The organism is Pseudomonas sp. BF-B-15 (genome assembly GCF_019946675.1).
Taxonomy (GTDB): domain Bacteria; phylum Pseudomonadota; class Gammaproteobacteria; order Pseudomonadales; family Pseudomonadaceae; genus Aquipseudomonas; species Aquipseudomonas migulae.
Genome location: NZ_JAGYFZ010000089.1, coordinates 1 through 26,177, shown reverse-complemented (window position 1 = coordinate 26,177; position 26,177 = coordinate 1). Strand labels below are relative to the sequence as shown.

Sequence of the window (26,177 nt, the reverse complement as noted above, 5' to 3'; positions counted from 1 at the left end):
GACCTGTAGGAGCCGGCTTGCCGGCGATAGCGGCATGCCTGTCGACATTGATGCTGGGTGTGCCGACGCTATCGCCGGCAAGCCGGCTCCTACAGGGTTCTGCGGTGTTTTTGAGAATTGCTTACAGGAGAAAATTCATGCGTTTGGTTCAATTCGAATTGTTTAACGGCGAGCGCCGGGTTGGCGTGGTCGAGGGCGGTCTGGTCCGTGAGGTGCAGGACGCGCGCACGGTTCGTGATCTGGCGTTGGCGGCGATCGAGGCGGGCGTCAGCCTTGAGCAGCAGGTGAACGCACTGGGCCTGGGCATCAGCCACGACTATGCGGAACTGCTGGCGAAACTGCGCATCCTGCCGCCGCTGGACCATCCGGACCCGGCACACATGCTCGTCAGCGGCACCGGCCTCACCCATCTGGGCAGTGCTTCGGCGCGGGACAAGATGCATCAGCAGGCCGGCGACGAAGCAACGATGACCGACACCCTGCGCATCTTCAAGTGGGGCGTGGAGGGCGGCAAACCGGCAGCGGGGCAGGCCGGTGTGCAACCGGAATGGTTCTACAAAGGTGACGGCAGCATCGTCGTGCGTCCGGGTAAACCGTTCCCGCTGCCGCCGTTTGCCGAAGACGCCGGAGAAGAACCCGAGCTCAGCGGTCTTTACGTCATTGGCCACGACGGCAAGCCGTATCGCCTCGGTTATGCGGTGGGCAACGAGTTTTCCGATCACGTCATGGAGCGCAAGAACTACCTCTATCTGGCGCATTCCAAACTGCGCAGTTGCAGTTACGGGCCGGAGCTTCGGGTCGGTGAGCTGCCGGAGCATCTGGCGGGCACGAGCCGCATTTTGCGCGACGGCGAAGTGCTGTGGCAGAACGAGTTTCTCACCGGCGAGGCCAACATGTGCCACAGCCTGGAAAACCTCGAATACCACCATTTCAAATACAGCCAGTTCCTGCGTCCGGGGGACGTGCACATTCACTTCTTCGGCACCGCGACCCTGTCCTTTGCCGACGGCATTCGCACCCGGCCGGGGGATGTGTTCGAGATCAGTCAGGCCGAGTTCGGTGCGCCGTTGATCAACGGCATTGCACCGGTTGAAGCGGCCTTCGAGCCCGGCACCATCGGCATTCTTTAAGGAGCAACCCATGATTCTTGGTCACAACTATATTGGCGGCCAGCGCAGTGCCTGCGGCAGCGTCAAACTCCAGAGCGTCGACGCCAGCACCGGCGAGGCGTTGCCTCACGATTTCTATCAGGCCACGCCGGAAGAAGTCGATGCCGCCGCCAAGGCTGCCGCTGCCGCGTACCCCGCTTATCGCAGCCTGAGCGCCGAGCGCCGCGCGCAATTCCTCGATGCCATTGCCGATGAGCTGGACGCGTTGGGCGATGAATTTGTCGCCGTGGTCTGCCGCGAAACCGCGCTGCCTGCCGCCCGCATTCAAGGCGAGCGCGGTCGCACCAGCGGCCAGATGCGCCTGTTCGCCAAAGTGCTGCGGCGCGGTGATTTCTATGGCGCCCGGATTGATCTGGCGCTGCCGGAGCGCAAGCCGTTACCGCGTCCCGACCTGCGTCAGTACCGCATCGGCCTCGGTCCGGTTGCGGTGTTTGGCGCCAGCAATTTCCCGTTGGCGTTTTCCACCGCCGGCGGCGACACCGCTTCCGCCCTGGCCGCCGGTTGCCCGGTGGTGTTCAAGGCGCACAGCGGTCACATGGCCACGGCCGAGCAGGTCGCTGATGCAATCCTGCGCGCTGCGGAAAAAACCGGCATGCCGGTCGGTGTGTTCAACATGATCTACGGCGGCGGGGTCGGCGAAGCGCTGGTCAAGCACCCGGCGATTCAGGCAGTCGGTTTCACCGGTTCGCTCAAGGGCGGGCGGGCGTTGTGCGACATGGCCGCTGCGCGTGCGCAACCGATCCCGGTGTTTGCCGAGATGTCGAGCATCAACCCGGTGATCGTCTTGCCCCAGGCCCTGGCCGTTCGTGCTGAAAGCGTGGCCCGTGACCTGACCGCTTCGGTGGTGCAAGGCTGTGGCCAGTTCTGCACCAACCCCGGTCTGGTGATCGGCATTCGCTCGGCGCAGTTCAGTGCGTTTGTGCAGCAGGTGGCGGGGTTGATCAACGATCAGCCTGCGCAAACCATGCTCAATGCCGGGACGTTGAGCAGTTATGGCCAAGGCCTGCAAAAACTCCTCGCGCATCCGGGTGTGACGCACCTGGCGGGTAATCCGCAGCAAGGCAATCAGGCGCAGCCGCAGCTGTTCAAGGCCGATGTCAGTCTGTTGCTCGACGGCGATGAAGTGCTACAGGAAGAGGTCTTCGGCCCGACCACGGTGTTTGTCGAGGTGACGGATCAGGCGCAACTCAGCGCTGCTTTAAATGGCCTGCACGGACAACTCACGGCAACGATCATTGGCGAATCGGCAGACTTCGAGCAGTTCGGCGAGTTGACGGCGTTGCTGGAACAGAAGGTCGGACGAATCCTGCTCAACGGCTATCCGACCGGTGTGGAGGTCTGCGATTCGATGGTCCATGGCGGGCCGTACCCGGCGACGTCCGATGCGCGTGGCACCTCGGTGGGCACGCTGGCGATTGACCGCTTCCTGCGGCCGGTGTGCTTCCAGAACTACCCCGACAAGCTGCTGCCGGATGCGTTGAAGAACGGCAACCCGCTGCGTATTCAGCGGCTGGTGGATGGACAGCCTTCGCGTGATGCCCTCTAACGGCTGAACATAAATCCCTGTGGGAGCGAGCCTGCTCGCGATTGCGGACTGTCAGGCACATTGATGTTGAATGTGCCGCCGCTATCGCGAGCAGGCTCGCTCCCACATTTGTTCTGTGTGGTGTGGGGGTTTTGTGGTCGGCTCTGAGCCGCTCCCACATTGCGCTATCATTGCGTCTTTCCCCTTCAAAGATTGACTGCCATGACTGCCCCAACCGACACCTTGCTCAACGCCCTCGAACACTGCGGAATGGTGGAAATCGACGGCTTGCATGCCTTCGAATTCGCCCTTGATGTCGACGACAATCTGCACATCGAATGCATGGATGGTCGAGCGGCCAAACATTGGGAGTTCACCCCAGCGCAAATCGAGGCGGCGACCTTCGATACCACATTGCAGAGCTGGCTGATCAAGGACGACGGCGGCGAACACCGCCTGGTCTGCCTCGGCGACGTCATCAGCGGCGACAACGAAGACGACGAACAAGAGGATGCGTAACCTCTGGCCGTTGTTGATCGCCGGCAGCATCGGCGCAATGGGTGTTCACGCCGCATCCGCCGACGACTATCAATTGCTCGTGGGTTCCTACACCGCAGGGCAAAGCCAGGGCATTTATCGCCTGAATTTCGACAGCGCCACCGGGCAGCTCGACGCCAAGCCGTTGCAAGTGGTCAACAGCGAAAACCCGTCCTGGTTGACCCTGTCCAACGATCAACGTCACCTGTTCGTGGTCAACGAAAACGGCCCGGGGCAACAAGACCCGGTCGGGCGCGTCAGCAGTTATGCGATCGACGCCAAAACCCATGCGCTGCGCTTGATCAATCAGGTCCAGAGCCTGGGCAACGAGCCGACCCATTCGAGCCTCAGTGGCGATGCCAGCCACCTGTTCGTCAGCAATTATTCAGTGGCTGAAGACCCGGGCGGCACGCTGGCGGTGTTGCCGGTGGGCGCCGATGGCACGCTCAAAACCGTGGTGCAAATGAGCAGTCATCCGTCCAGCCGGGTCAACCCCGAGCGGCAGATGTCGGCGCATGTGCATTCGACGGTGTCCTCGCCGGATGGCAAGTTTGTGTTCTCCAATGATTTGGGCGCGGACAAGATCTTTGTCTATCGCTTCGATCCGAAGGCCAACCCGGACTTGCCGTTGATCGCGGCCACACCCGCGTCGGTCCAGTTGCCGCCCGGCAGCGGACCACGGCATTTGCTGTTCAGCGCAGATGGCAAACACGCGTGGCTGACCATGGAAATGAGTGCGCAGGTCGCGGTGTTCGATTACCGCGACGGCACGCTTGAGCAAACGCAAATGGTCGATCTGGCGGCCGGGCAACCGACGTCGGACAAAGCCGCCGCAGCGTTGCATGCATCAAAGGATGGCAAGTTCCTCTACGTCAGCAACCGTGGCACTGCCAATCAGTTGCTGGTGTTTGCCATTGACCCGGCGACCGGCCACCTCAAAGAGCTGCAACGCCGTTCGGTGGAAGGGGATCACCCGCGCGAGTTCAGCCTCGATCCGAGTGGCAGGTTTGTGCTGATCGCCAATCAGAAGAGCAACCAGATTGTCGTCGTCGAACGCGATGCCAAGAGCGGCCTGCTGGGTAAAACCGTGCAGAAACTGCCGATGGATGCCCCGAGCGATCTGAAGTTCCTGGTGCGTCAATAGGCCGCAGGCCCCGGTTGATGGGGCCTGCATCCTTCTATTAATGACGCTGATATCTGCTACTGCTACAAAAGATTTCAAGGCGTCAGCCTCGGCAGTTAAGTTTGCTTCACGGCCCCACCGGGCAAGCAAGCCAACTGAATCCGAGGAATACCGCCATGAACTTCAATCTCTTCTCTGTCATCGCCGCATCCGCCATCTCTGCCACCGTTGCTCTGCCAGCCAGCGCCAACGTTGAAATCAGCGACAAAAAATCCCACGCCCAGAGCTACACCCAGAAATACCTGCAACAGAGCGCCAACTTCTACGCAGCCCTGGATCACAAAACCCAAGCCTGAAAGCCAAGCCCTGCACCCTTTATGCAGGAGCGAAGTCACTTGCGCGGATCAAGCTGAAAAGCTTCGAGAAAGCTTGAGTGATGTCGCTCCTGCATAACGCGTTTACGACAGCATCATATTGCTATTAATGCTGCGCTTGATATCACATGGCCATGAGTTTAAATTTGACGCTGATTTATTGACTCCTTCTACTATAAAAAGGATCGACAGCATGGCGATGCGTCTGGCCGTGGTACTTCTATTCCTCTATTCAACCCCCATTTTATCTGCCGCAACGCCCGTTCCAGGCGAGCCTGACGCTGCCCGAGAGCGCATGATGAGTTTTATCGAAGGCTGAAATAGACTGGCTTAATGATCAACGAAGCTGATGGTGACTATGGATAACCCTGAGTGGTTATCACAGCTTTTTTGATCGATTCTGTGGGCACTGAAACATGCCCACGGAGAACACCATGGCCAGCGCAATCCTCACTTCTGCCAAACACGGCGCCTACCTGGCCATCGGTCTTTACGTGGCGCTGGTGTTGGTTGTCAGCATTACCGCGCAATTGCAACACGAAATCGACGCACCGATTCAGGTCGCTTATCCCGCCATTCAGTTCGAGCACCGCGCACAAAACGCCGTGATCGATCACGCAGACGTGGCGGGAGTGACAGGGGCATGAAAGGGGGCAAACTCTGGGTCATCGCCTTCCTGGCGTTCATGACCAATGGCTCATCACTGTTGGGCATCGGACAAGCCTCGGCAGGTTCCGTGGCTCGCGCTATCGAAGCCAATCATAACCTCGCTCGCAGCATCGAAACCGAAAAGGCCATGGGCCTGCTGGCCGGTAATCCACCGATCAAACGCCAAGGCGATTTCTTCGGACCGTTCCAGGTCGATTGCTCGGTGCTGCAGATGTGTGAAGTATTCGCCTGATACGCCACCACCCCCTGTAGGAGCGAGGCTTGCCCGCGAAGCTTTTGGCGGTCTTGATGACCCCTTCGCGGGCAAGCCTCGCTCCTACACGGGGGGCGGTTATTTCTTCATGATTGATGTGAACAGGTCCGATTCCAGGAATCGCTGCAACCACGCCTGCAACCGCACGTAAGGCGTCTGCCCGAACCACTCGCGATCGACATGGGCGAACTGCCGAACGAACGGCATCAACGCCACATCCGCCAGGCTCGGATGCGCCGCCAGCAAGTAATCGCGACCCTCCAGCAACGCCTCCAGCCTGCGCAAGAACACCTCACCCTCGCTGCGATAAAACGCCATTGGCTGCTCGGGATAACGCTCGGCGTACTTGTAGCGATTCAGGTGCACCTTGAACACCTGATCGTTCTCTTCGATCAGCGCCGCGATCTGCGCTTGCCCCACAGGATCATCCTTGAGCAACCAATCCTGCGGATCGTTCTGTTCCAATGCCCAGTGCATGATCGCCAGGCTCTCATCGATCACTTGGTCGTCGACGCTCAACACCGGCACCGTGCCTTTGCTCGACAGCGCCAGCATCTCGGCAGGCTTGGCCTTCAGGCTGACCTCGACGATGTTCACGGCAACGTCCGAGTAACGCAGGGCCATCCGCGCCCGCATGGCGTACGGGCAGCGGCGGAAGGAGTACAGCGTGGTCATTTCACCTCCAGGGTACTCAGGCCGTTGCCCTGGCGATGGACCTGGATCTGCACCGGGATCCGTTCGTGCATTTCCTGGACGTGGGAAATCACCGCGACCTTGCGGCCCTGAGCCTGCAAGCCATCGAGGGCGTCCATCGCCAGTTGCAGGGATTCCGGATCGAGGCTGCCGAAGCCTTCGTCGATGAACAGCGATTCAATTTTCAGCGTGCTCGACGCCATCGAAGCCAGACCCAATGCCAGGGCCAACGACACCAGGAACGTCTCGCCACCCGACAGCGAATGCACCGAGCGCAGCTCGTCGCCCATCTCGGTGTCCATCACCAGCAAGCCCAGCATGCTGCCGCCGCGTTTGAGGCGATAGCGCCGCACCAGTTGCCGCAACTGCACGTTGGCGTGATGCACCAGCAGATCGAGGTTGTAGGCCTGGGCGATCTTGCGGAAGGTGTCGCCGGTCGCGGAGCCGATCAAGGCATTCAAGCGCGCCCAGCGCTGATACTCGCTGTAAGCGTCGGCGATTTGTTGCGCTAGGGCCTGATTGGCGTTCTGCCGGCGCTGGTCCTCGGCCTGTTCGGCGCGCAGTTCGGCGCAACGGTGCTCGCTGGCGGCAAACTGGTTTTGCAGCTCGGACAGGGCGGTGTCCAGTTGCGCGGCATCGAGATTACCGTTGTGCTGCGCCTGATGACTGGCCAGACGCTTATCGCGTTCCTGCAACAACACCTTGGCTTGTTCGATGGCTTTTTCGTTGTGCTGCAACCGTTGGCGCAACTCGCTGACCTGCTGGTCGTCGACGCTCAGCAACTGCTCAAGGCCACCGTCATCCAGTTCCGGATGCAAGGCGCGCCAGTCGGCAATCTTCAGGCCCAGTTCACGATCTTCGCTTTCAAGGGCGAGCAGGCGGTCTTGCTGCGCTTTCAGTTCCGCTGCCAGTTGCACCAGGTGCGTGCGCACCGATTGCAGTTCCTGACTGACGGTCGCCTGGGCATTGCGCGCCTGTTCGACGGCTTGATCCAGTTGCTGTTGCCAGTGTTCGGCGCTGCTGTGGGAACCGAGCAGTTGCGTCAGTTGCTGCTGGCAAGCCTGTTGCTGCTCGGTGAGCGTGGTGAACTGGCGCTGAGCGGTTTCCAGCTGCTGGACGCGGGTCAGTTGACGATCCTGTTCCTTCTCCAGCGTCTGCTGGCGTTGTAGCTGTTCGCTCAGTTCATCGCGTTGCTGGTCGAGTTGCTCCAGGCGCTGGGCGATCTGCCGGTCGAGCTGCATGAAGGTAGCAGCCGGTTCGTTGCGCAAGGCGTCCAGTGTGTCGGCCGGGAGCAGGGTGCTGAAGGCGATCAGCTCTTCGTCCAGGCGCTGACGGTCATTGCTCAACTCGCGTTGCTGGTTGGCCAGGTGCTGGGTCGCCTGCAGACTCGCGGTTTCGGCGTTGCGCAGTTGCTGTTGCAGGCGCGTGGCGTCCTGCTGCAGGGTGAGCAGGGCGGTCTGGCGCTGTTCGTCTTGCGTGATGCTTTGGTTCAACTGGCTGTTTTGCTGGTTCAACCAGGCATCGCGTTTGGCGCTGTCCTGGGTGAAAAGCTGCGCGGATAACGGGTGCGCATCGAGGCTCGGGGCCAGGCTTTGTTGCTGAGCGAGCAGTTGTTCCTGCTGTTGCAGCAACTCCTTCTGTTGCGCAATCACGCCGCCGACTTCGGTACGCAGGTCGGTGAGTTTTTCCTTGAGCGAATCCACCGCTTTTTGCGCGTTGGCCTGTTCGTTTTCATCATGGCGGCCGAGGCTTTGCAGCAGCGCTTCGGGCTGATGATAAGGATGGTCCGGGCTGCCGCAGACCGGGCAGGGCTGATCGTCCTGCAATTGCTCGCGCAGCTCTTCGACACTGGCGCTGCGTGCCAGACGCTGACGTTCCAGCAGTTCGCGGGTCACCGTCAGGGTCTGTTCGGCCACGGTCAATTCGTTTTTGGTTTTCACCCCGTCCTGGGTCAGGCGGTCGCGCTCCTGCTGGGCAACGGTTTGACGTTGCTGCAATTCGGCGATGCGCTTGTCCAGTTCCTGCTGGCCAGTCCACAGCCGCGTCAGCTCTTCAATGGCGCGCAGTTGCTTGCGGTTGTCCTGCAACAGAGTGCCCAGCAGCTGGATCTGTTCGGCCACCGCATCAGGCTCGGCGCCGGCCTCTTTGTAGAGCACTTCCAGATTCTGTTTTTGCGCCGCCAATTCCTCGGCGGCATGGGTGGCGTTCTGCTCCAGAGAGGCCAGTTCTGCCTGCCCCTTGTTCAATCGATTGCCGATCAGCATCAATTGTTGCAAGCGGTCGCGGTAGGCGTTCCAGGCATCGCTGAGTGGCGCCAGATGGGTGCTTTGCTCAAGCTCGGCGGCAATCCGTTGCAGGCGCTCGGCAACCCGGTTCTGCTGCTCAAGCAAACCTTGAATCGTCTGTTGGCCTTCGGAGCAGGCCCGTTCTGCTTGCTGCTTGAGGTCGGCGCTGAGGCCGGTGTCCTTGATCAGGCGGGCGAGGGTGCTTTGCGCCTCAAAGGCCTGGCGCAGCAGTGGCGCGCTTGAGGTGTGTTGGCTTTGTGCCTCGATCAGCGCGGTTTGCGCTGCGCTGAGACTGTGTTCGAGTTGCGTCTGACGGGTTTGCAGATCCTGTTCTTGCCCGGTGTGCTGCTGGATCTGCGCGGCCAGCGGCGTGAGCTGGGCGGTCAGTTCGGTCTTGCGGGCGAACTGGTGCCGTTGTGGTGCCAGTTGTTCCAGTCGAGTCAGCTTCAAGCGTTCGCTGGCCAGGTTTTCCCAGTCCTGCCGGGCGCTGGTCAGTTGCTCGGTGGCGCTGAGCTGCTCGTCCTGCAATTGGCGCAGCTCTTTCAGCCAGGTGTGTTGCAACTCCAACTGTTTGAGTTGCGCCTGTTGAGTCTTCAATTGCTGCTGTGCTTCGTTGAAGCGTTCATCCAGTTCTGCGCGGGCTTCGGTCGACAGCGGCGTGACGCCGGTGGCCTGATCCTGCAACAGCTTGTGCACTTCACGGGCCTCTTTGGCCTTGTCGAAGGCGCGACGGCCGAGACGCGTGTAGAGCGCGGTGTCGGTGAGTTTTTCCAGCAGTTCGCTGCGTTCGTTGTCGTTGGCCTTGAGGAACGCACTGAATTCGCTCTGGGCCAGCAACACGGCACGGGTGAATTGTTCGAAGTTCAGCCCCAAGACAGCTTCGAGCTGGACCTTGAATTCAACTTTCTGACTGGCCAGCAGTTGATCCAGATCGATGTCGCGCAAGCTCTGACGGCTGTGTTGCAGCTTGCCGCCGGCCTTTTCCCGGGCGCGATTGGCTTCCCAGCGTGCGCGGTAGCGACGGCCATCGATGCCGACGAAATCCACTTCGGCATAGCCTTCGCCCGTACCGCGACGCAGCAACGTGCGCGGGTCGCCGGTGCTGATTTCGCCGTCGGCGTCCGGCGCTTTGGCCGACACTTGCGCGTTGCTCAGCCGAGGCACCGCACCGAACAGCGCCAGGCACAAGGCATCGAGCAAGGTACTTTTACCGGCACCGGTCGGCCCGGTGATGGCGAACAAACCGGCACTGGCCAACGGTTCGGCGGTGAAATCGATTTCAAATGGCCCGGCCAGGGAGGCGAGGTTTTTCAGGCGGATCGCGAGAATTTTCATGGCTGCTCGCTCTCCATCTGCACGTCTTGCAACAGCTCGGCGAAGTCCTTCAGCGTTTGCTCATCGACCTCGCTGCCGTAGTTGTCCTGCCAGGCGCGGCTGAACAATTCCTGGGGCGTGAGCTGGTCCAGTTCAACCAGGGTCGCACCGTCATCGAGGCCATCACGGCTGCCGTTGCCGGCGTATTCAGCGGCGATGCGCACCAGGCGCACGGCTTTGCCTTGCAGGGCGGTTTCGACCTGATGGCGCAAGTCGGGTTGTGGCTCGTCGAGGCGCACCCGCACTTCCAGCCACGGCTGTCGTTGAACGTCGGCGAGCAAGTCGATGTTCGGCAGGTCGGCCAGTTGCAGCAGGATGTCGGCCAGAGGCGCCGGGCCGATACGTTGCAGGTTGACGGCGCGGGGAATCAGTTTCGGTTCGACGCTGATCAGGGTTTCGCCGTCGAGCCGGACGTCGAGAATCTGATGCTGATAACCGATTTCGGAGAACGACAATGGAATCGGCGAGCCGCTGTAGCGAATGCGTTCTTCACCGTTGACCTTCTGTGGTTTGTGCAAGTGGCCAAGGGCAACGTAGCTGATGCTCGGGCCGAAGAGGCTGGCGGGCAGCGCTTCGGCGTTGCCGATGATCAGGCTGCGCTCGGAATCTTCGGACACCGAACCGCCGGCCATGTGCGCATGACTGATGGCAATCAGCGCCTGACCTTTCTTGCGCTTGGCGTTGGCGGCTTCGATCAGCCATTCGTGAACCTGGCCAATCCCGCGCAGGTAGTTGTCGCCCAGGTGCGCGCCGGTCACTTCGGCAGGTCGCAAAAATGGCAACGCCAGGCACCAGGCGACGGTTTTGCCCTTGGCGTCCGGCAGTGGCAGCAGCAGGCGCTCGGCGTCGAGCTGGCCGTCATCCAGCCACAACACACGACCCAGCGCATGCGTGCGCAAACGGCGCATCAACGGTGCAGGCAATTCGATGCGCGAGCCGGAGTCATGATTGCCGGCGATCATCACGATGGTCAGCTTCGGCTGCTGTTCGTGGGCGCTGACAATGAAATCGTAGAGGCGTTCCTGGGCTTTGACCGGTGGATTGACCGTGTCGAAGATATCGCCGGCGATCAACAGCACATCGGGCTGGTCCAGTTTCAGTTGATGCAGCAACCAATCGAGGAAACAGCCGTGCTCGAAATCGCGTTCCTGGCCGTGCAGGTTCTGCCCAAGGTGCCAGTCGGAGGTGTGAAACAGACGCAAGGCGAGCTCCGTAGGAAATAAGGTGATGGCCGCGAGGAAATTGACAGCGGCGAAAGGGGAGAGAGTTTACGGGTAAAGCGACACCAAACCTACTGCAGGAGCTGGCCACCACAACCTCAAGGGCCTCTTCGCCGGCAAGCCTGGCTCCTACAGGGATTCGCGCCGCCCCCGGCCTTGTAGGAGCGAGGCTTGCCCGCGAAGGCGGCCTTGAGCGCGACGCGGAACTCGGGATCGCTTCGCCGGCAAGCCGGCTCCTACAGGATTGGGGTTACTTCGGGTAGAGCGGTGGCAGGCCGCTGTCGCCGACCGGGTCTTGAACCCGCTCGGCAATCGGGATTGCCTTGATCGCGCGCCACAGCTCTTCACCTTGCCAATGCTGGCCGGTTTCGCTGTACAGCGCCCCGTTCAAACCATCCAGCGCGTCCGACAACGGCACGAACCGCGCCGCCATGTCGGCCAGGGTTTCCGGTTGTTGCCGGGCCCAGGCGTCGAGGGCCTGGCGGGTGGCGTGGGAGTCGTTGGCCTGACAGGCGCGCTTGAGGTCGTCGAGCACGGTACGCGGGCTCGGGCCGGTCTGGGCCGCGCGCAGGATCGCCGGTTGCCAGCGGGCACGCCACCAGAGGCCGAAGCCCAGCAGGGTGGTGCAGGCGAGAATGATGGTGCTGAGCTTCCACCACCAGAGCGCTTCATTGTCGGCAGGGGAAATGACCAGCGGTGTACCGGCCGGGGTATCAACCATCAAGCCCGGGTTGTTGGCCACTTGCAGCGTCCGCGCCGGCAGGCTGCTGTGTTCCAGATGATCTTCGAAGGTGTTCCACCAGACTACATCCACAGCCGGCAACTCGACGTTCCCCCGCTGCACAGGCACCAGCGCCTCACGGTCCTCGCGGCTGCCGATCAGGCCGCGCTCGCTATTCTGGTTGACCAGCACCGGCTGATCCGGATAGCGCCGCAAGCCGTTGACGTCGGTGGCCGGCAATGGCGGCAGTTGTGAACTGGCCAAACCTTCGGCTTCCAAAATCAGGCTGCGAGTCAGCGAGTCACCCACTTGCGTGTGATCCGGTTCCGGATTCCAGCTCTCGCTCAGGGTCAGGCTGCGGGCCGGCAGCCAAGGCACGTCAGCCGGGTAAGTGGCAGGTTTCGGCTTGACGGTCAGCGGCAGTTCGACCGAGCTGACACGCATCAATTTGCCGGATTTCGGCACCTGGGACTCGACGTCCTTGGCCGGCTGCGCGTCCACCAGCGTGGCGCTGAAAACCTGCGCCGGAATGGTCAACTGGCCGCTGTGTTGCGGGTAGATCGCGTAGCGCAATTCGATCACGCCATGGCGCAGGCCGTTGATGTCTTTTTCGTAAGTGCGCGACTCGCCCAACTGCTCGATGCGCGCATCGGGAATCTGCAACGGAGTCAGGCTGCTGTCGTCATACAGCGACACGGAATGGTAGATGCGCAAGGTCAGGAGCGCCTGGGCCTGCACGTACACGCTGTTTTGATCGAGGCTGGCGTCGATGAATACCGGGGCCAGTTTTTGTGTGCTGTCCTGGGTTTCGCTCTCGACCACTTGCAAGGTGATCGGCTGGCTCTGCACATCGCCCAGTTGCAGCGACGGAATCACCACGCTGCCGTTCTGGCGAGGTAGCAGGGTGATGATCCAGCGGGTGGTGGCGCCGTTGCCGCCGTTAAGGGTCGTCAACTGGTTGACCTGGCGGGTGCCGCGCACTTCAAACAGAGGCTCCAGCGCCGTCAGGTCGGGCTTGCCGAATTGGGTGACATCGTTGGACTCCAGGGTCAGCTCGACCGTTTCGCCGGAGTTCAGGCGACTGCGGTCGACACTGGCGACCAGTTGCGCAGCCTGGGCCTGAACGGTCCAGATAAACAGAGCAAGCATGAAAGCGGTGAAGCGGGTCATCGGGTTTTTTCCTGATCCTGATGTTGCTGCTGTTCGTACCAGAATTTGCGCCTGAGCAATTCGCCCGGGTCGTCCGGGATCTTGCGCAGCCATTGTTCCAGCGCCTGGCGCTGTTCGCCATCGATGGTATCGCTGGCAGGGCGCAACGGCGGGGTGGTGCTTTGTTCGTCGCCCAACTCGCTGCCGGGCACCTCATTGGTGCCGGGGCGCGCCGGTGTCGTATCCGACTGTTCTGCATCGGGTGCCGTGGTCTGGGCATCGGACTTCGGTTCGCCACTGTTCGACTGTTGGGTGGCTGCGCCCGGCGGTGGTTCCTGCGGGGTCCCGGTCTCGTCGCCTTCGGTTTTGTCCGGTTCAACGGGTGCCGGTGTGTTTTTCTGCTTGATCAAGCTTTCCACCAAGGCCTTGTTGGTCTGCGCCGGGCGCAGATCCGGTTGCCGCTCCAGTGCCTGATCGTAAGCATCCAGCGCTGCTTCCAACTCACCGCCTTTGGCCAGGGCGTTGCCACGATTGTAGTGGGCGTGGGCATCATTGCCTTCGGCGAACCGCTGGGCGGCGCCACTGTAGTCGCCGGCCTCGTAGAGCGCCACGCCTTGCCATTGCCGATCCTGGAAATGCTGCGCGGCCTCGGCCGGACGCTTCTTTTTCAACAGATGCAGGCCTTGCTGGTCAGGGCGCAACCACAAGTCTTCGAAGTCGAAGGCATAGCTCGGCTGCGGCAACAGGAACAGCAGCGGCAGGCAGAGCAACCAGCCGCGTCGCCCAGCGCAGGCCGCCAACAGCAACAGCGGCAACAACAGCCAATAACCCTGATCGGCCCAGCTATCGAGACGCAGGGTCTGGCCGTCATTGCGCAAGTTGCGCGGGCCATCGAGCAAGCCGAGGGCGCGCAGGTCAGCATCGTCCAAGCGCGCGTGGCGATAGCGCCCATCGAGGCCGTTGACGAACGCTTTCAGGTTCGGCTCGTCGAGGTGCGGCACCAGAATCGCGCCCTGATCATCCTTGAGGAAACTGCCGTCCTCCTGAGTGATCGGCGCGCCTTCGGCGGTGCCGATGCCGAGCATCAAAAACCGGGTCGACTTGCCGTCCAATGCCTGTTGAATGCCTTCGCGTTCCAGTTCGGTCAGAGACGAGCCGATCAGCAGAATCCGGCCGTCACCCAGCGCGGCCTGATTCAGCAGCGCAAGGGCCTTGGTCACCGCGAGATCGGCGCGATGGCCGGTCTGGGGCATCAACGACGGCTTGAGCGCCTCCAGCAGATTGCGGCTGGTAGACAGGTCATCCGACAGCGGCACCAGCGTGTGTGCGCTGCCGGCGTAGACGACGATGGCGGTCTGGGCGTCGCTGCGGTTTTGCAGCAGGTCGAACAGCTTGCGCCGGGCCTGTTCCAGTCGGTTTGGCGTCACGTCGGTGGCGAGCATCTCCGGGGTCAGCTCAAGGATCACCACCAGCGGGTCGGCGGGTTTCTGGCTGGCTTGCTCGACGCGCTCCCAGCTCGGCCCCAACAGCGCCAGAATCGTCAGCATCCACGCCACACCGAGGGCGACCCACGGCAATTTGCTGTCGCGACCGTTGCCGCCACTGAGCAGCGCGGAATGAAAGGCCGGCGGCAGAATCATCTGCCAGCGCCCGGCGCGCTTCTGTCGATGCCAGAGTTGCCAGAGCAACCAGCCGAGCAGCGGCAACAGCAGCAGCCACCAGGGGCGGAACCAGTAAGGCCACAGCGCACTCATCGGCGCCTCCGCAGGCGCAGGCGCTTGAGTCGCTGACGCCAGTCAGGCAGTTGCGTTTGCAAGAACAGATCCTTGGTAAACAGGCGCTGCAACGGGTTATCCGGCCAGCGTTCGCGCGCCACCAGCAACAGGCTCAACAGCAGCGCCATCGCCAACGGCCAGTGATACAACGCCTGCGCCGGGCGGGCCTGGGTCGGTTGCTGGGTCACGGGTTCCAGTTGATCGAGGGTTTCCTTGATCGTTTGCAGTTCCTTGCCGTCGCGAGCGCGGAAATACTGGCCGCCCGTGGCGGCGGCAATGGCTTTCAGCGCAGGCTCGTCGAGGTCCAGGCTCGGGTTGATGCCGAGGAATCCTGCGGTGCCGCTTTGCTCGGGATCGGCGCCGATGCCGATCGGGTAGATTTTCACGCCTTCCTTGGCCGCCAGCCGTGCGGCGGTCAGCGGGTCGATTTCGCCGCCGTTGTTGGCACCATCGGTGACCAGAATCAGCACACGGCTTTGCGCCGGACGCAGGCGCAGGCGTTTGAGCGCGAGACCGATGGCGTCGCCGATGGCGGTGTTCTTGCCGGCGATGCCGATGCGCGCTTCGTCGAGCCAGACCCGCACGGTGCGCCGGTCAAACGTCAGCGGTGCTTGCAGGTACGCTCTGCTGCCGAACAGGATCAGGCCGACACGGTCGCCTTCGCGTCGCTCCAGAAAATCACCGAGCAAATGTTGCACCAGCGTAAGGCGACTGACCTCATCGTCCTGCCACTGCATGTCAGGGAAATCCATGGAACCGGAAACGTCCACCGCCACCAGCAGGTCACGGCCACTGGCGGCAATCGGCAACGGTTCGCCGAGCCATTGCGGGCGCGCTGCGGCGATCAGCAAAAACAGCCACAGCAGGATGAACGGCGCTTGTTGCCGCCAGGCTGGCAGGTTGGCCCGGGCACGGCGCCGGGCCAGGCCTTCGAGGTCACTGAGGAAACTGACTTTTAGCGCCGGTTCGCCGCTGTCGGCCACCGGCAGCACGATGCGCATCAACCACGGCAGCGGCAGCAGGGCGAAGATCCAAGGCCAGGCGAACTCAAACATGTTTGCGAATCCACGTGTCGACGGCTTGGGTCAGGCCGGCGATGGCCTTGTCGTCGAGTTTGCATTCGGGTTTGTAGGCGCCTTCGACCAGTACCATCCAGCGCGTCAGCCCGGCGGCCGGGCAACGGTTGTCGAGAAACGCCAGCCATTTGCGCCCGTTGAGGGTGTGGCTCTGGCTGTAGGGGTAATGGTTGCGGCACAGGCGTTTGAGCAAGCCATTGAGTTGCTGCAGCCAGGCACCGGCCGGTGCGCCGTCGTAAGGTTTGGGCATCAGCGCCAGTTCGGCCAGTGCGGCGATGCGCACCGGGTCCAGCGGTTGTTCGGCGCGCACGATGGGGCGCTTGTTCGGCAGGAAACGCCGGGCCTTCCACAGGCCGAAGCCGATCAGCGGCAGTAACAACAGCAAAAACCACCAGCCCGGTGCCGGTGGCCAAAAGCCAATCGGCGGCGGGGAAATCAGCGGTTGCAGTTGATCGAGGCTGCTCATCGATATTTCCCCGGTTTTTGCGGGTTCAGGTACTCGCGCAGTTGTTCGACCATCTCGCTCTGGGTGCTCAGGGGCATCAACAACACCCGCAGTTTTTGCGCGAGCAATTCCCAATGGGCGATGCGCGCTTCGGCCTGGGCGCGGTAGGTCTGGCGCAGGTCGAAATTCAGCGTGTCGAGTTCCAGTTGCGCGCCGCGTTCGGCAAAGCGCAAAAGGCCGGCAGCGGGCAGGGCATGGTCCAGTGGGTCGGACAGTGGCAGCAGCAACAGGTCGCAATGGCGCGACAGCAGGCTCAGTTGCTGCTCGGAGCCCTCAGTCAGCGCGCGCTCGTCGCAGATCACGATCACCAGGCTGCCGGGGCGCAGCACCTCCCGGGCACGACGCAGGGCCAGGTTGAGGGCATCGCGGTTCTGCTCGCTTTCGGTGTGCAATGACTGATTGACACGCACCAGCCGGTTGAGAAATTGCAGCAGGCTTTGTTTGCTGCGCCGGGGCTTGATTTCGTAGTGTTCGTTATCGCCGAACACCAGCCCGCCGACCCGATCGTTATGGCCGAGCGCGGCCCAGCCGATCAGGCTGGCGGCCTGGGCGGCGAGCACCGATTTGAACATCAGCCCCGAACCGAAAAACAGCCGTCGGCTCTGTTCGACCATGATGAAAATCGGCCGCTCGCGTTCTTCGTGGAACAGCTTGGTGTGCGGTTCCTGGGTTCGGGCGGTGACGCGCCAGTCGATGCTGCGAACGTCGTCGCCGGCCTGATAGACCCGCACCTGATCGAAATCGACGCCACGGCCACGCAGCTTGGAGTGGTGCAGGCCGATCAGCGGGCTGCGCTGGCTCGGCGTGGAGAACAGCTGCACTTCACGCACGCGATGGCGCATCTCGATCAGCTCGGCGAGGCTGACGCGGATGCCCGGCTCGGGCGGCAGAATGACGTTCATCGGGGTCAAGCGACGGCTACGACGTCGAGAATCCGCTGGACCACCCGGTCCTGGTCGATGCCAGCGGCTTCGGCTTCAAAGGACAGAATGATGCGGTGACGCAAGACGTCGAACAGCACCGCTTGAATGTCTTCCGGGCTGACGAAGTCGCGACCGGCCAGCCAGGCGTGGGCGCGGGCACAGCGGTCGAGGGCAATCGAACCGCGCGGGCTGGCGCCGTAGGCGATCCACTCGGCCATCTCCGGGTCGAACTTGGCCGGTGTGCGCGTGGCCATGACCAGTTGCACCAGGTATTCCTCCACGGCGTCGGCCATGTACAGACCGAGGATTTCCTTGCGTGCGGCGAAAATGGCCTGCTGGCTGACCCGGCGCTCCGGTTTGGTTTCACCGTTCAAGGCTTCGCCACGGGCCTGTTGCAGGATGCGGCGTTCGACGGTGGCGTCCGGGAAGCCGATTTTTACGTGCATCAGAAAGCGGTCCAGCTGCGCTTCGGGCAGTGGGTAAGTGCCTTCCTGCTCGATCGGGTTTTGCGTGGCCATCACCAGGAACAGCGGCGACAGCTCGTAGGTGCTGCGCCCGACACTGACCTGACGCTCGCCCATGGCTTCAAGCAAAGCCGACTGAACCTTGGCCGGAGCACGGTTGATTTCGTCCGCCAGCACGAGGTTGTGGAAGATCGGGCCTTGCTGGAACACGAAACTGCCGGTTTCCGGGCGATAGATTTCCGTGCCGGTGATGTCGGCAGGCAACAGGTCAGGGGTGAACTGGATGCGATGGAACTGGGCTTCGATGCCTTCGGCGAGTTCTTTGATGGCCTTGGTCTTGGCCAGGCCGGGAGCGCCCTCGACCAGCATGTGGCCGTCGGCAAGCAGGGCGATGAGCAAGCGCTCGATGAGTTTTTCCTGGCCGAGAATCTGCGTTGAAAGAAAGGTTCGCAGCGCGAGCAGCGCTTCACGATGTTCCATCGATGACTGTTCCTGGAAAGGGTGACCGAAGACGTTCGAATAACGCCAGGGCTGGGGGCGTTACTTTAATCTATCGCGGGGGGCGGCGACTAACGGCATTTTGTGCAAATGTGCGCAGGAGGCGGGATATCGATGTTGTTTCGGGGAATGTGGCGATTTTGCGGACGCCTTCGCGGGCAAGCCTCGCTCCTACAGGATCAGGGCAGCCGCGATATTGCGCTCAGTCTAAACCTGTAGGAGCGAGGCTTGCCCGCGAAGAGGCCCGTCCAGGCAACATCAAATCTCGCTGATGTAAGTCCCGGTCCCCTTAAGGATGTTCTGCAAGGTTTCTTCCACTTCCGCCAAATCACCCGCATCGGTGCTATGTGTAATCTCCAGCGAATCATCGCCATTCAACGCATCCGCATCCGCCGCCGCAATTTCGATCAGCAAGCGGGTAGGGCTCAGCGTCACTTTCACGCCGTCCAGCGTTGAAGGTTCGCCATCAAGGGTGATCTCCAGCTCGTCCTCGTCCGGGTAGCGGCTCATCAGGAACATTTCACCCTGATCGCTGTGGCAGGCGAGCATGGCCATGTTGTCTTCTTCCTCGTCACACGGGTTGACGATCAACAGGGCGGTGGTCATTTTCATGGGTATTTCCTGGCTCGGCGAGCGTTGTGAACACAACAAAAGGCAATTCTGCCAGCCCTCGGGAATTTCTGCTCGGCTGACTGTCAGAGAATGTGACGTGAACATTCAGGGCGCTGTTGGTCATTTCTGGCACGAAGGTGCTGTAAATCCGGGCATAAAACGCCCAATTTCCTACACGGCTGCTAGTGTTGTCCGATGCGCAGGGCGTTGGCTGCGTGCCGATGACCGAATATGTCGCAGCGCTGCAAGCACGGGCCTTGCCGCACTGGTTAAGCTGCGCAACGGATGAGCACCTGTAAAGACATTGCGCTGTCGATCTGCCAGTCGTTTTTGCAGATGCCCATTCATGGAAGGTGAATGTGACCTGAGTGTCTCGTCCAGCTTCACCCACCTGTCACCCTGTTTCCTCTGCCCGAGAATCAGGAACCGGGTGACGGATCGCCCCGAAAGGGGTTTTGCACGCGACGCTTCCATCAATAACAAGCCCAAGCGGAGTACCACAGATGGCGTTCTTCACCGCAGCCAGCAAAGCCGACTTCCAGCACCAACTGCAAGCGGCACTGGCGCAGCACATCAGTGAACAGGCACTGCCACAAGTGGCGCTGTTCGCTGAACAATTCTTCGGCATCATTTCCCTTGACGAGCTGACCCAGCGTCGGCTGTCCGACCTCGCCGGCTGCACCCTTTCTGCGTGGCGCCTGCTTGAGCGCTTCGATCACGCGCAACCGCAGGTTCGCGTCTTCAACCCTGATTACGAACGCCACGGCTGGCAGTCGACCCACACCGCGGTCGAAGTGCTGCACCACGACCTGCCTTTCCTGGTGGACTCGGTGCGCACCGAGCTGAACCGTCGCGGCTACAGCATTCATACCCTGCAAACCACTGTGCTGAGCGTGCGTCGCGGCAGCAAAGGCGAGTTGCTGGAAATCCTGCCTAAAGGCACCCAGGGCGAAGGGATCCTGCAAGAATCCCTGATGTACCTGGAAATCGACCGTTGCGCGAACACCGCAGAACTGAATGTTCTGAGCAAAGAGCTGGAACAGGTTCTCGGTGAAGTCCGCGTCGCAGTCGCCGATTTCGAACCGATGAAAGCCAAGGTCCAGGAAATCCTGACCGGCCTCGACAACAGCAAATTTGCGGTCGATGGCGAAGAAAAAGCTGAAATCAAAAGCTTCCTGGAATGGCTGGTGGGCAACCACTTCACCTTCCTCGGCTACGAAGAATTCGTGGTTCAGGATGAAGCCGATGGCGGCCACATCGTTTACGACCAGAATTCCTTCCTCGGCCTGACCAAACTGCTGCGCACCGGCCTGACCTACGATGACCTGCGCATCGAAGACTACGCCGTGAACTACCTGCGCGAACCGACCCTGCTGTCGTTCGCCAAGGCTGCGCACCCAAGCCGTGTACACCGTCCGGCTTACCCGGACTACGTGTCGATCCGCGAGATCGACGCCGATGGCAAGGTCATCAAGGAATGCCGTTTCATGGGCCTGTACACCTCGTCGGTGTATGGCGAGAGCGTGCGGGTCATTCCGTACATCCGCCGCAAGGTCGAAGAGATCGAACGCCGTTCCGGCTTCCAGGCCAAGGCTCACCTGGGCAAGGAACTGGCGCAGGTGGTCGAAGTGCTGCCGCGTGATGACCTGTTCCAGACCCCGGTCGACGAGCTGTTCAGCACCGTGATGTCGATCGTGCAGATCCAGGAACGCAACAAGATTCGCGTGTTCCTGCGTAAAGACCCGTACGGCCGTTTCTGCTACTGCCTGGCCTACGTGCCGCGTGACATCTACTCCACCGAAGTGCGCCAGAAGATCCAGCAAGTGCTGATGGATCGCCTGAAAGCCTCGGACTGCGAGTTCTGGACCTTCTTCTCCGAGTCCGTACTGGCCCGCGTGCAACTGATTCTGCGCGTCGATCCGAAGAACCGTCTGGACATCGACCCGCTGCAACTGGAAAACGAAGTGATCCAGGCCTGCCGCAGCTGGCAGGACGACTACGCCAGCCTGGTGGTGGAAAGCTTCGGCGAAGCCCACGGCACCAACGTGCTGGCGGACTTCCCGAAAGGCTTCCCGGCCGGTTATCGCGAGCGTTTCGCTGCGCATTCGGCTGTGGTCGACATGCAGCACCTGCTGAGCCTGAACGAAAAAAATCCATTGGTGATGAGCTTCTATCAGCCACTGGGTCAGGTCTCCGGCCAGCGCGAGCTGCACTGCAAGCTGTATCACGCCGATACCCCGCTGGCCCTGTCCGACGTGTTGCCGATCCTGGAAAACCTCGGCCTGCGTGTGCTGGGTGAGTTCCCGTATCGCCTGCGTCACAACAATGGCCGCGAGTTCTGGATTCACGACTTCGCGTTCACCGCTGCCGAAGGCCTGGAACTCGACATCCAGCAACTCAACGACACCTTGCAGGACGCCTTCGTCCACATCGTGCGTGGCGATGCCGAGAACGATGCGTTCAACCGTCTGGTACTGACCGCCGGCCTGCCATGGCGCGATGTTGCGCTGCTGCGTGCCTACGCACGCTACATGAAGCAGATTCGCCTGGGCTTCGACCTCGGCTACATCGCCAGCACCCTGAACAACCACACCGACATCGCTCGCGAGTTGACCCGGTTGTTCAAGACCCGCTTCTACCTGGCGCGCAAGCTGGCCACCGATGATCTGGAAGACAAGCAGCAACGTCTGGAACACGCGATTCTGGCAGCACTGGACGACGTCCAGGTGTTGAACGAAGACCGCATCCTGCGTCGCTACCTCGACCTGATCAAAGCGACCCTGCGGACCAACTTCTACCAGACCGATGCCCACGGTCAGAACAAGTCCTACTTCAGCTTCAAGTTCAACCCGCACCAGATTCCAGAGCTGCCGAAGCCGGTTCCGAAGTTCGAAATCTTCGTCTACTCGCCTCGCGTCGAAGGCGTGCACCTGCGCTTCGGCAACGTGGCTCGTGGCGGTCTGCGCTGGTCTGACCGTGAAGAAGACTTCCGTACCGAAGTCCTGGGCCTGGTAAAAGCCCAGCAAGTGAAGAACTCGGTCATCGTGCCAGTCGGCGCGAAGGGCGGCTTCCTGCCGCGTCGCCTGCCACTGGGCGGCAGCCGTGACGAGATCGCGGCCGAGGGCATCGCGTGCTACCGCATCTTCATTTCGGGCCTGTTGGACATCACCGACAACCTGAAAGACGGCGCACTGGTACCGCCGGCCAACGTCGTGCGTCATGACGACGATGACCCGTACCTGGTAGTCGCTGCGGACAAGGGCACTGCAACCTTCTCCGACATCGCCAACGGCATCGCCATCGACTACGGCTTCTGGCTGGGTGACGCGTTCGCCTCCGGTGGTTCCGCCGGTTACGACCACAAGAAAATGGGCATCACCGCCAAAGGCGCATGGGTTGGCGTACAACGTCACTTCCGCGAGCGCGGCATCAATGTCCAGGAAGACAGCATCACGGTAGTGGGCGTCGGCGACATGGCCGGTGACGTGTTCGGTAACGGCTTGCTGATGTCCGACAAGCTGCAACTGGTCGCTGCGTTCAACCACCTGCACATCTTCATCGACCCGAACCCAGAGCCTGCGAACAGCTTCGCCGAGCGTCAGCGCCTGTTCGATCTGCCACGTTCGGCATGGTCGGATTACGACACCAGCATCATGTCGGAAGGCGGCGGGATCTTCTCGCGCAGCGCGAAAAGCATCGCGATTTCCCCGCAGATGAAAGAGCGCTTCGACATTCAGGCCGACAAGCTGACCCCGACCGAACTGCTGAATGCCTTGCTCAAGGCACCGGTAGACCTGTTGTGGAACGGCGGTATCGGTACTTACGTCAAAGCCAGCAGCGAAAGCCACGCCGATGTCGGCGACAAGGCCAACGATGCACTGCGTGTGAACGGCAACGAACTGCGCTGCAAAGTCGTGGGCGAGGGCGGTAACCTCGGTATGACCCAATTGGGTCGTGTCGAATTCGGCCTCAATGGCGGCGGTTCCAACACCGACTTCATCGACAACGCCGGTGGCGTGGATTGCTCCGACCACGAAGTGAACATCAAGATCCTGCTGAACGAAGTGGTTCACGCCGGTGACATGACCGACAAGCAACGTAACCAGTTGCTGGCGAGCATGACCGACGAAGTCGGCAGCCTGGTGCTGGGCAACAACTACAAGCAGACTCAGGCCCTGTCCCTGGCGGCCCGCCGTGCCTTCGTGCGGATTGCCGAATACAAGCGCCTGATGAACGATCTGGAAGGCCGTGGCAAGCTGGATCGCGCCATCGAGTTCCTGCCGTCGGAAGACGCGATCAACGAACGCCTCGCGGAAGGCCACGGCCTGACCCGTGCCGAGCTGTCGGTGCTGATCTCCTACAGCAAGATCGACCTCAAGGCGCAGTTGCTGGACTCCCGTGTACCGGACGACGACTACCTGACCCGCGACATGGAAACCGCTTTCCCGCCAACACTGGTGAGCAAGTTCTCCGAGGCCATGCGTCGTCACCGTCTGAAGCGCGAGATCGTCAGCACCCAGATCGCCAACGATCTGGTAAACCACATGGGCATCACCTTCGTTCAGCGACTCAAAGAGTCGACCGGCATGAGCCCGGCGAACGTGGCCGGTGCGTACGTGATCGTGCGTGACATCTTCCACCTCCCGCACTGGTTCCGTCAGATCGAAGCCCTGGATTACCAGGTTTCCGCTGACGTACAACTGGAGCTGATGGACGAGCTGATGCGTCTGGGCCGTCGCGCTACGCGCTGGTTCCTGCGTGCCCGCCGCAACGAGCAGAACGCTGCCCGTGACGTTGCGCACTTCGGTCCGCACCTGAAGGAGCTGGGTCTCAAGCTCGACGAACTGCTGAGCGGCGAGATCCACGAAAACTGGCAGTCCCGTTATCAGGCGTACGTCGAAGCCGGTGTGCCGGAGTTGCTGGCGCGGATGGTGGCTGGTACTTCGCACCTGTACACGCTGCTGCCGATCATCGAGGCCTCCGACGTGACCGGCCAGAACCCTGCGGACGTGGCCAAGGCCTACTTCGCCGTGGGCAGTGCGCTGGACGTCACCTGGTACCTGCAACAGATCAGCGCTCTGCCGGTTGAAAACAACTGGCAGGCCCTGGCCCGTGAAGCGTTCCGCGATGACGTCGACTGGCAGCAACGTGCGATCACCATCTCTGTCCTGCAACAGGGCGGCGGCACTCAGGATGTGGAAACACGCCTGGCGCTGTGGATGGAAGAGAACGAAGGCATGATCGAACGCTGGCGCGCCATGCTGGTGGAAATCCGTGCAGCGAGCGGTACTGACTACGCGATGTATGCGGTAGCCAACCGTGAGTTGCTGGACCTGGCGTTGAGCGGCCAAGCGGTGGTGCCTGCCGCTGCTGTCACTGCCAGTGCCGAGCTGGAACCGGCGGCCTGATCAGTCGCTGAATGAAAAAGCCCCGCATTGAGAGATGCGGGGTTTTTTTTTGTCTGAATGTTTTGTGGTGTTTTGGCGGGCCCCATCGCCGGCAAGCCGGCTCCTACAAAGTTTCGCATTTCTACCGTAGGAGCCGGCTTGCCGGCGATGGGGCCATCCGCCTCAATACAACTTATGAACTGATGCGTTATCAATCATCGACACTTTATCTGTCGGCCTGGTCAATAAATTACTGAGCGACTGGTCAAACTTCTGCAATGCCCGAACTTGCACATTCTGCTGTTCATTAATATCCGCCACGATCTCTTCGCTGCGTTTATAGTCCGCCCACACCGGGCTCAATGCTTTGGCGTCATGCCCTTGTGCAGTCCCGATGTAATTGAAGTTCGCATCATAAAAGTCCGCACTTACATCGGCCTTGATATCCGAGCTGCGCGAGGTGATCAATTGGCTGCGGGTGTCGACAATCGCAACCACGTCAGGTTTCGCCGCCCTGAGGCTTTGCATGTCCGGGTACACCGTGACCGAGCCGAACTGGCGCTGCAACGAGGCCTTGACCCAATCCACCGCCAGGTCGGGTTTGGAGGTGGCGACATAGGCATCATGTATCGGTTGCACCAGCAGGCTCTGGCCGAAACCGGTGCCGGCATTGGCCTGATAGTCCTGCAGGTAGGCACGGTTGGTCTGGGTGTTGCGGCTGTAGACGATACCCAGCGAGACCTGACCGCCGCTGGCGACATGGGTGGCGTTGCTGCGGCCGACGGGTGCGCTGAAGATACCGTCGAGTGAAGAAACTGACGTCGGTGCAGTGGGAATTGAGCAGCCGGTTAAAACAGCGGCAAACGACAAGGTGCTGACAAGTGCAAGTTTCATGGGTGTCTCTCCAGTGAAACAACTTGAGTCGGAAGTTAAAGTTGCCGGTGTCGGCAGTGACTTCAGACTAAACCTGTGGCGGCTGAATGAAATAGCCAATTCATGAACTTGTCAGGTGACCAATAGTATTGTTTGGTTTAAAAGTTGCCGGTTAATTGCGTCGGGCAATAAAAAGGCCCGAACTTTCGAATCGGGCCTGTTTATTTATGGCTGTACGTTCAGCTATCAGTTTTCCAATGGGATCAACACTTTCTCGTCGGGGGACAACACCATGAACACCAGGAGTTTGGCCGGCTTGGTTGCGCTGGCATTTTTCGAGACCAGATGCTCCGAACCGGCGGCTTCATACCAGTACTCGCCAGCCTTGTAGGTTTTCGGTTGCTCGCCTTTCACCTGGGAAGTGATCGAGCCCGAAATCACATACGCCATTGCGGTGCCTTCGTGCTTGTGGGCGATGGAGGACTGGCCCGGCTTGTAGTCGACTTCGATCATCAGCGCCTTTTTGCCCGGGACGTTCTTCAGTACTTCATCTTGCAGAATCGTGACTTTTTCCGAAGGGTCGTGGGCGAATGCCGAGGCAGAAACGCTCAGGGCGAGGACGGCAAGCGGGGTGGCCAATAAACGCAAAACTTTCATGATTCATCACCTGCGGGGGGTTAGTTGTCGCAAACAACGTTAGTCCGCCAGTGACCGCAATCAAACAGCCAATTCAGCAGAAGGTCAGGGGACCAATCCGGATTTACGCAAGGCAATGCAAAACCTGTAGGAGCCGGCTTGCCGGCGATCGCATCACCGCAGTGCATCAGGCACAACGCGGTGAATGGATCGCCTGTAGGAGCGGGCTTGCTGGCGATCGCATCACCGCAGTGCATCAGGCACACCGAGGTGAATGGATCGCCTGTAGGAGCCGGCTTGCCGGCGATCGCATCACCGCAGTGCATCAGGTACACC

At 61.0% G+C, this 26,177-nt stretch carries 21 protein-coding genes and 1 pseudogene; 9 read left to right on the top strand and 13 right to left on the bottom strand.

Annotation, left to right across the window (positions count from 1 at the left end; all coding sequences use genetic code 11):
* Positions 1-137 precede the first annotated feature (137 nt).
* From araD1 to KGA97_RS23245, 8 genes are all read left to right on the top strand, one after another.
* Positions 138-1,130: an AraD1 family protein gene (araD1, locus tag KGA97_RS23275; RefSeq protein ID WP_223481586.1), complete on the top strand. Its 993-nt coding sequence runs from the start codon at positions 138-140 to the stop codon at positions 1,128-1,130.
* A 10-nt stretch (positions 1,131-1,140) separates the two neighbouring features.
* The gene (locus KGA97_RS23270; protein ID WP_223481585.1) at positions 1,141-2,715 is read left to right on the top strand and encodes an aldehyde dehydrogenase (NADP(+)); all 1,575 of its coding nucleotides are present in this window, start codon (positions 1,141-1,143) and stop codon (positions 2,713-2,715) included.
* A 201-nt stretch (positions 2,716-2,916) separates the two neighbouring features.
* The gene (locus tag KGA97_RS23265) at positions 2,917-3,213 is read left to right on the top strand and encodes a DUF5629 family protein (RefSeq protein WP_207284236.1); all 297 of its coding nucleotides are present in this window, start codon (positions 2,917-2,919) and stop codon (positions 3,211-3,213) included.
* Positions 3,206-4,375: a lactonase family protein gene (locus KGA97_RS23260; protein ID WP_223481584.1), complete on the top strand. Its 1,170-nt coding sequence runs from the start codon at positions 3,206-3,208 to the stop codon at positions 4,373-4,375. Before KGA97_RS23265 ends, KGA97_RS23260 begins: the two co-directional genes overlap by 8 nt.
* Positions 4,376-4,530: 155 nt before the next feature.
* On the top strand, positions 4,531-4,710 hold the full coding sequence (locus tag KGA97_RS23255; protein WP_008030101.1) for a hypothetical protein: 180 nt from the start codon (positions 4,531-4,533) through the stop codon (positions 4,708-4,710).
* A 211-nt stretch (positions 4,711-4,921) separates the two neighbouring features.
* Positions 4,922-5,047: a hypothetical protein gene (locus tag KGA97_RS29475; protein ID WP_008030104.1), complete on the top strand. Its 126-nt coding sequence runs from the start codon at positions 4,922-4,924 to the stop codon at positions 5,045-5,047.
* Positions 5,048-5,162: 115 nt separating this feature from the next.
* Positions 5,163-5,375: a hypothetical protein gene (locus KGA97_RS23250; protein ID WP_223481583.1), complete on the top strand. Its 213-nt coding sequence runs from the start codon at positions 5,163-5,165 to the stop codon at positions 5,373-5,375.
* The gene (locus tag KGA97_RS23245; protein WP_008030107.1) at positions 5,372-5,629 is read left to right on the top strand and encodes a hypothetical protein; all 258 of its coding nucleotides are present in this window, start codon (positions 5,372-5,374) and stop codon (positions 5,627-5,629) included. The genes KGA97_RS23250 and KGA97_RS23245 overlap by 4 nt, the downstream gene beginning before the upstream one ends.
* Positions 5,630-5,728: 99 nt before the next feature.
* Here the strand turns inward: KGA97_RS23245 and KGA97_RS23240 are convergent, their stop codons facing one another.
* The 10 genes from KGA97_RS23240 to KGA97_RS23195 form a co-directional block, all read right to left on the bottom strand.
* Positions 5,729-6,325 (bottom strand): glutathione S-transferase, encoded by a 597-nt coding sequence (locus KGA97_RS23240; RefSeq protein WP_207284238.1) that lies wholly within the window; start codon positions 6,323-6,325, stop codon positions 5,729-5,731.
* Complete coding sequence (locus KGA97_RS23235) at positions 6,322-9,963, bottom strand: SbcC/MukB-like Walker B domain-containing protein (RefSeq protein ID WP_223481582.1); 3,642 nt, start codon at positions 9,961-9,963, stop codon at positions 6,322-6,324. The genes KGA97_RS23240 and KGA97_RS23235 overlap by 4 nt, the downstream gene beginning before the upstream one ends.
* Positions 9,960-11,204, bottom strand: a complete 1,245-nt coding sequence (locus KGA97_RS23230; RefSeq protein ID WP_223481581.1) for an exonuclease SbcCD subunit D C-terminal domain-containing protein — start codon at positions 11,202-11,204, stop codon at positions 9,960-9,962. Before KGA97_RS23230 ends, KGA97_RS23235 begins: the two co-directional genes overlap by 4 nt.
* Before the next feature lie 268 nt (positions 11,205-11,472).
* Positions 11,473-13,113, bottom strand: a complete 1,641-nt coding sequence (locus KGA97_RS23225) for a BatD family protein (RefSeq protein WP_223481580.1) — start codon at positions 13,111-13,113, stop codon at positions 11,473-11,475.
* Positions 13,110-14,846: a VWA domain-containing protein gene (locus KGA97_RS23220; protein ID WP_223481579.1), complete on the bottom strand. Its 1,737-nt coding sequence runs from the start codon at positions 14,844-14,846 to the stop codon at positions 13,110-13,112. Before KGA97_RS23220 ends, KGA97_RS23225 begins: the two co-directional genes overlap by 4 nt.
* Positions 14,843-15,922: a vWA domain-containing protein gene (locus KGA97_RS23215; RefSeq protein WP_008042895.1), complete on the bottom strand. Its 1,080-nt coding sequence runs from the start codon at positions 15,920-15,922 to the stop codon at positions 14,843-14,845. Before KGA97_RS23215 ends, KGA97_RS23220 begins: the two co-directional genes overlap by 4 nt.
* Positions 15,915-16,409, bottom strand: coding sequence for a DUF4381 domain-containing protein (locus KGA97_RS23210; protein WP_008030120.1), 495 nt, complete (start codon positions 16,407-16,409; stop codon positions 15,915-15,917). The genes KGA97_RS23215 and KGA97_RS23210 overlap by 8 nt, the downstream gene beginning before the upstream one ends.
* Positions 16,406-17,350, bottom strand: a complete 945-nt coding sequence (locus KGA97_RS23205) for a DUF58 domain-containing protein (protein ID WP_008042897.1) — start codon at positions 17,348-17,350, stop codon at positions 16,406-16,408. The genes KGA97_RS23210 and KGA97_RS23205 overlap by 4 nt, the downstream gene beginning before the upstream one ends.
* Positions 17,351-17,355: 5 nt before the next feature.
* Positions 17,356-18,315 (bottom strand): AAA family ATPase, encoded by a 960-nt coding sequence (locus KGA97_RS23200; protein WP_008030123.1) that lies wholly within the window; start codon positions 18,313-18,315, stop codon positions 17,356-17,358.
* A 276-nt stretch (positions 18,316-18,591) separates the two neighbouring features.
* The gene (locus tag KGA97_RS23195; RefSeq protein ID WP_223481578.1) at positions 18,592-18,945 is read right to left on the bottom strand and encodes a hypothetical protein; all 354 of its coding nucleotides are present in this window, start codon (positions 18,943-18,945) and stop codon (positions 18,592-18,594) included.
* Between the two features lie 503 nt (positions 18,946-19,448).
* On the opposite strand from KGA97_RS23195, the gene KGA97_RS23190 reads away from it, so the two are divergent.
* Positions 19,449-24,353: an NAD-glutamate dehydrogenase gene (locus tag KGA97_RS23190; protein WP_223481577.1), complete on the top strand. Its 4,905-nt coding sequence runs from the start codon at positions 19,449-19,451 to the stop codon at positions 24,351-24,353.
* A 162-nt stretch (positions 24,354-24,515) separates the two neighbouring features.
* On the opposite strand, the gene KGA97_RS23185 is transcribed toward KGA97_RS23190, so the two are convergent.
* From KGA97_RS23185 to KGA97_RS23175, 3 genes and pseudogenes are all read right to left on the bottom strand, one after another.
* Positions 24,516-25,226 carry an ATPase gene (locus tag KGA97_RS23185; RefSeq protein WP_223481576.1) on the bottom strand — a complete coding sequence of 237 codons (711 nt, stop codon included), beginning with the start codon at positions 25,224-25,226 and terminating at the stop codon, positions 24,516-24,518.
* A 225-nt stretch (positions 25,227-25,451) separates the two neighbouring features.
* Complete coding sequence (locus KGA97_RS23180; protein ID WP_008030133.1) at positions 25,452-25,862, bottom strand: cupin domain-containing protein; 411 nt, start codon at positions 25,860-25,862, stop codon at positions 25,452-25,454.
* A gap of 20 nt (positions 25,863-25,882) precedes the next feature.
* Positions 25,883-26,177, bottom strand: a pseudogene (locus KGA97_RS23175) (hypothetical protein); the annotation flags it as partial.